Source organism: Falsiroseomonas oryzae, from assembly GCF_027856955.1.
In the GTDB taxonomy this organism is placed as follows: Bacteria; Pseudomonadota; Alphaproteobacteria; order Acetobacterales; family Acetobacteraceae; genus Falsiroseomonas; species Falsiroseomonas oryzae.
This window is the reverse complement of record NZ_JAPSMD010000414.1, coordinates 1-4,706: the sequence shown is the minus strand read 5'-3', so window position 1 is coordinate 4,706 and position 4,706 is coordinate 1. Positions and strand designations below refer to the sequence as shown.

At 68.6% G+C, this 4,706-nt stretch carries 6 protein-coding genes; 5 read left to right on the top strand and 1 reads right to left on the bottom strand.

All coding sequences use genetic code 11. The features are described 5' to 3' along the window. Positions 1 to 369, bottom strand: a 369-nt coding sequence (locus tag OZN99_RS25850) for a hypothetical protein (protein WP_270938109.1), incomplete at its 3' end; no start/stop codon positions are given. A 167-nt stretch (positions 370 to 536) separates the two neighbouring features. On the opposite strand from OZN99_RS25850, the gene OZN99_RS25845 reads away from it, so the two are divergent. The 5 genes from OZN99_RS25845 to OZN99_RS25825 form a co-directional block, all read left to right on the top strand. Further along, positions 537 to 839: a DUF4212 domain-containing protein gene (locus tag OZN99_RS25845; RefSeq protein WP_270938108.1), complete on the top strand. Its 303-nt coding sequence runs from the start codon at positions 537 to 539 to the stop codon at positions 837 to 839. A 4-nt stretch (positions 840 to 843) separates the two neighbouring features. After that, entirely contained in the window at positions 844 to 2,886 is a 2,043-nt protein-coding gene (locus OZN99_RS25840) for a sodium:solute symporter family protein (RefSeq protein WP_270938107.1), read from the top strand. A 108-nt stretch (positions 2,887 to 2,994) separates the two neighbouring features. Beyond that, on the top strand, positions 2,995 to 3,312 hold the full coding sequence (locus OZN99_RS25835) for a YggT family protein (protein ID WP_270938106.1): 318 nt from the start codon (positions 2,995 to 2,997) through the stop codon (positions 3,310 to 3,312). A gap of 5 nt (positions 3,313 to 3,317) precedes the next feature. Continuing rightward, complete coding sequence (locus tag OZN99_RS25830) at positions 3,318 to 3,608, top strand: hypothetical protein (RefSeq protein ID WP_270938105.1); 291 nt, start codon at positions 3,318 to 3,320, stop codon at positions 3,606 to 3,608. A gap of 192 nt (positions 3,609 to 3,800) precedes the next feature. Further along, on the top strand, positions 3,801 to 4,706 hold a 906-nt coding region (locus tag OZN99_RS25825), incomplete at its 3' end, for a glycoside hydrolase family 16 protein (protein WP_270938104.1).

Genomic DNA, 4,706 nt, shown 5'->3' with positions numbered 1-4,706 from the left:
GTCGCGCGCGCCGTCCAGGGCGTCCCGCTCCTCCGCCGGGGCCGGCGCCGCATCCAGGATGCGGCCGCCCATCGCCGCCAGCGCGGCGGCCAGCGCCCCCGCCTGCCCCGGCTGCTGCGGGCGCAGCCAGGCCTCCGCCATCGCGACGACGTCCTGGACGGCAGCGGCGAAGGTCCGCCAGCGGCAGTGCTGCAGCGCGCGCCGGAAGTCGGGGTCGGCGAACATCTCGCGCTCCTGCCGGCCCGCCTTGACCCGGCAATAGTCCAGCACGGTCTTCTGGGCGACGAAGGCGGCGCGTGCGGCCAGGAAGCTCTCCAGCGCCTCGGGGGTGGTGTCGCGCCGGCGGCCGAGGAGGCGGGAAAGCCACATGGACATATGTTAATGTTCCATCGGGGGTGGCGGATGTTGCCTGTCTAATCGGTTACATGATAGCGGCCCGCCTGAAGAAAATTTCACGGTCCGTGCTCGCGGAACCGTTCACGAAAGCCGACGGTCGGGACGGTCCGGCGCGGCGCTACCGGGGGAGTGTCAGCGGAATGCCATTGGTGGAGGACGTCAACGTCCGGAGCGCGTCCAGCGCCGCCGTCGACCGGGCGACCGGCGAGGCGTACTGGAAGAAGACCTCCGGACTGATGTGGACGGTGCTGGGAATCTGGTTCTTCGCCAGCTTCGCGGTCCACTTCTTCGCGCCCATGATCAACCCGATCCATATCCTGGGCTTCCCGCTCGGCTTCTACATGGCCGCGCAGGGCAGCCTGATCATCTTCGTCGTCGGTCTGTTCTGGTTCGGCAAGCGCCAGAACCAGATCGACGAGGAATTCGGCGTGCAGGAGGACTGAGCCCATGTCCGCCAGCACCGGGGGCAAGGACCCCTTCATCGCCTCGCTCGGCAAGATCTACGCCGGCTACACCGGCGGCTTCGCCGCCTTCGTCGTCGTGCTCGCCATCCTCGAGCAGATGGGCGTGCCGGACCGCATCATCGGCTACCTGTTCGTCTTCCTGACGATCGGCGTCTACGCCTACATTGGCATCATCAGCCGCACCGCCGTCGTCTCGGAGTACTACGTCGCCGGCCGCCGCGTGCCCGCGCTCTACAACGGCATGGCCACGGGCTCGGACTGGATGTCGGCCGCAAGCTTCATCGGCATGGCCGGTTCGCTCTACGCGCTCGGCTACGGCGGCCTCGCCTTCATCCTTGGCTGGACCGGCGGCTACATGCTGGTGGCCATCCTGCTCGCGCCCTACCTGCGCAAGTTCGGCCAGTACACCGTGCCGGACTTCCTGGGCGCCCGCTACGGCGGCAACCTCGCCCGCGCCGTCGGCGTCACGGTGCTGATCACGGCGAGCTTCGTCTACGTCGTGGCGCAGATCGTCGGCGTCGGCATCATCACCCAGCGCTTCCTGGACGTCTCCTTCGGCCTCGCGGTCTTCGTCGGCCTGGCGGGCATCCTGGTCTGCTCGATGCTGGGCGGCATGCGCGCCGTCACCTGGACCCAGGTGGCGCAGTACATCATCCTGATCATCGCCTACCTGATCCCGGCGGTCCTGATGTCGGTGAAGGTCACCGGCGTGCCCTTGCCGCAGATCATGTACGGCTTCGCGCTGGAGCGGATCGAGGGGCTGGAGAACGGCTTCCGCGCCGCCGGCATGACGCCCCCGCCCGGCGTGACGGGCTGGCACACCGCGCCCTTCATCGGGGCGAACGGCGCCTTCTCCTGGTCGGCGGCGTTCAACTTCTTCGCCCTGGTGTTCTGCCTGATGGTCGGCACCGCGGCCCTGCCGCACATCCTGATGCGCTACTTCACCACGCCGTCCGTGCGTGAGGCGCGCCAGTCCGTGGCCTGGTCGCTGTTCTTCATCTTCCTGCTCTACTTCACGGCGCCGGCCTACGCCGCCTTCGGCAAGCTCGAGATCTACCAGACCGTCATCGGCCAGCCGATCGCGGCCCTGCCGGAGTGGATCAAGAACTGGCAGATCGTCTCCCCCTACGGGGTGCCCTGGGTCAACATCGTGGACGTGAACCGGGACGGCATCGTCCAGTGGGGCGAGTTCCGCATCCACCCCGACGTCGTCGTGCTCGCCACGCCGGAGATCGCGGGCCTGCCCTATGTGATCGCCGGCCTGGTGGCCGCCGGCGGCCTCGCCGCCGCTCTCTCCACCGCGGACGGCCTGCTGCTGGCGCTGGCCAACGCCCTGTCGCACGACGTGTACTACAAGATGATCGACCGCAACGCGCCGACCGCGAAGCGCCTGATCATCTCGCGCGTGCTGCTCGTGATCGTCGCCATCCTGGCTGCCTGGACGGCAGGCAACATGGGCGCCGACATCCTGTTCCTCGTCGCCTGGGCCTTCTCCATCGCCGCTGCGGGCCTCTTCGCCGCGCTGGTGATGGGCGTCTGGTACAAGAAGACGACCAACGCCGCGGCCGTCTGGGGCATGGTGGTCGGCTACGTCTTCACCTTCGGCTACCTGATCTGGACGGAGTTCTACGGCCTGTCCTTCATGGAGCTCTTCGGCACCAAGGAGGCGATCCTGGCCGCCGCCCGGCAGACCGCGGCGCTGCCGCAGGCCTCGGCGGAGCTGAAGGCCTATGCCCAGGGCCTGGTCAACAACGCCGCCCAGATCCAGGACGGCGCGATGGCCTGGTTCGGCCAGCTGATCCTGACGACCGACAGCGTGGTCCTGCGCGGCCGCACCGTCGCCCGTCTCTGGACGCTGAACAACATCTCCGGCGGCATCATCGGCGTGCCGCTGTCCTTCCTCACCATCTGGCTGGTGTCCAAGTTCACCACGGCGCCCAGCCAGGCGATGCAGGACTTCATCGACGACATCCGCATCCCGAAGGGCGGCGTCCGCCTGGCGGATGCGCGCGAAGCCGTCGAGTGATCAGCGCCGGCGGCGCGACGCGCCGCCGGTTCGCGCCTGATGGGGGCGGCCGCTTGTCGGCCGCCCCTTTTTCTTGCACAGGCAGCGCAGGCCGCGCTCGGGGGGGCGATGCAGTCCTTCGTCACCGACCACCTCGTCTTCTGGGTGGTGATGTACGTCCTGGCGCTGACGGCCTGGGCTTGCATCGGCCGCTTCATGATGCAGGTCTTCGTCCCGCACGACAGCCCGAACTACATCTGGCGCGGCTTCCGGCTGCTGACCGACTGGGCCGTCTGGTGCGCCCGCCGGATGATCCCGAGCTACGTGGAGGGTCGCTTCCTGCCGCTGGTCGCCGCCTGCTGGCTGTTCGGCATCCGCCTGGTGGTGGGCGTGCTGCTGGTCGGCATGGGCATGGCGCCCCGCATCACGCCGCCCGGGGCGGGGTGAGCGCGATGAGCCCGCAGAACCTGTTCGTCGCGACCGTGGCGCTGAGCCTGGTGAACGGCCTGATCAGCCCGGCCCTGCCGATCATGATGGCGCTCTGGCCGGTCTGGATGCCGGAGATGCTGCGGCCGTCGAACGAGACCATCTTCTACGGCGCCAGCCTGCTCGTCTCGACCGGGACGCTGCTGCTGTCCGGCCTGCCGGCCGCGGTGGCGGAGCGCGCCGGCCTCGGCCTGGATCGCGCCATGTGGGTGTGGCTCGGCACTGCCGGCCTGCTCCTGCTGCTGGGCCTGGGCTGACCTGGAAGCACCCGCCAGCGGCCTGTGCCGGGCGAATTGCGTCCGGGTTGATACCCAATCTGCCAGCCATAACCCATTGGTTCGCCACGTAATCCCAGATAGAATACAATTAGACTGGACATTCCATCCCAAGTTGCGGACTCACGCTGTCGCGAGCAGATCGCACCGCCGCGAACAGGCAGAGGACCGCCAATGGGCACGTACAACGACGTCAACCCCGCGCCGCTCGACATGACGGGCTGGCAGACAATCTTCTTCGACGGCTTCAACGGCACCGCCCTCGAACACGCCAAATGGCCCATCACCTATGGCGGCTCGATGTACTGGAACAACGCGTTCTGGTGGGACAACGGCCAGCTCTCCGTCGGGAACGGGGAGCTGACGATCGGCATGGACGGCCACGACAACGGCATCTGGACCGTCGGCGGCCTGTCCACCGCGCCCTATCCGAACGCGCCGGCCGGCCTCGGCCACGGCTTCCTGTACGGCCGCGTCGAGATCCGCGCGAAGACCAGCGTCGAGGTGGAGGGCGCCGGCCCCTGCTTCCTCCTCTGGCCGACCTCCAACGACCATTGGCCGCCGGAGGTGGACATCCTGGAGACGCCGAAGAACGGCGACGGCATGTTCACCAATCACTGGGTCGGCCCCAACGGCGAGCACTTCTATGCCTCGCAGTTCTTCGAGCTCGACCACAGCCAGTGGCACACCTACACGCTCGACTGGTTTCCCGACCGGATGACGCTCTACGTCGACGGCGTGAAGGTGGCGGAGACCCGCGAGAACATCCCCACCGAGAAGATGTCGGTCGGCCTTCAGGGCCATGTCGGGCTCGAGAACGATGGCTGGTACGGCAACCCGAACGACACCGGCGTGCGGAGCGTGGACATCAGCGTCGACTGGGTCCGCGTGTCGCAATACACCGGCACCGCCCCCCAGGATCCGCAGCCCCAGCCTGCGCCCCAGCCCGCGCCCCAGCCCGAGCCTGAGCCGGATCCGCAGCCCCAGCCCGCGCCCCCGCCCGAGCCCGAGCCCGTCACGCCGCCGCCGGCGGGGCTGGTGCTGGACGGCACGGCGGGCGACGACGCGCTGCGCGGCTCG

Bases quoted from the DNA above. Each gene is read 5' to 3' on its own strand.
- OZN99_RS25840 (WP_270938107.1), top strand. From the start codon at position 844: ATGTCCGCCAGCACCGGGGGCAAGGACCCCTTCATCGCCTCGCTCGGC.
- OZN99_RS25830 (WP_270938105.1), top strand. From the start codon at position 3,318: ATGAGCCCGCAGAACCTGTTCGTCGCGACCGTGGCGCTGAGCCTGGTG.
- OZN99_RS25835 (WP_270938106.1), top strand. From the start codon at position 2,995: ATGCAGTCCTTCGTCACCGACCACCTCGTCTTCTGGGTGGTGATGTAC.
- OZN99_RS25845 (WP_270938108.1), top strand. From the start codon at position 537: ATGCCATTGGTGGAGGACGTCAACGTCCGGAGCGCGTCCAGCGCCGCC.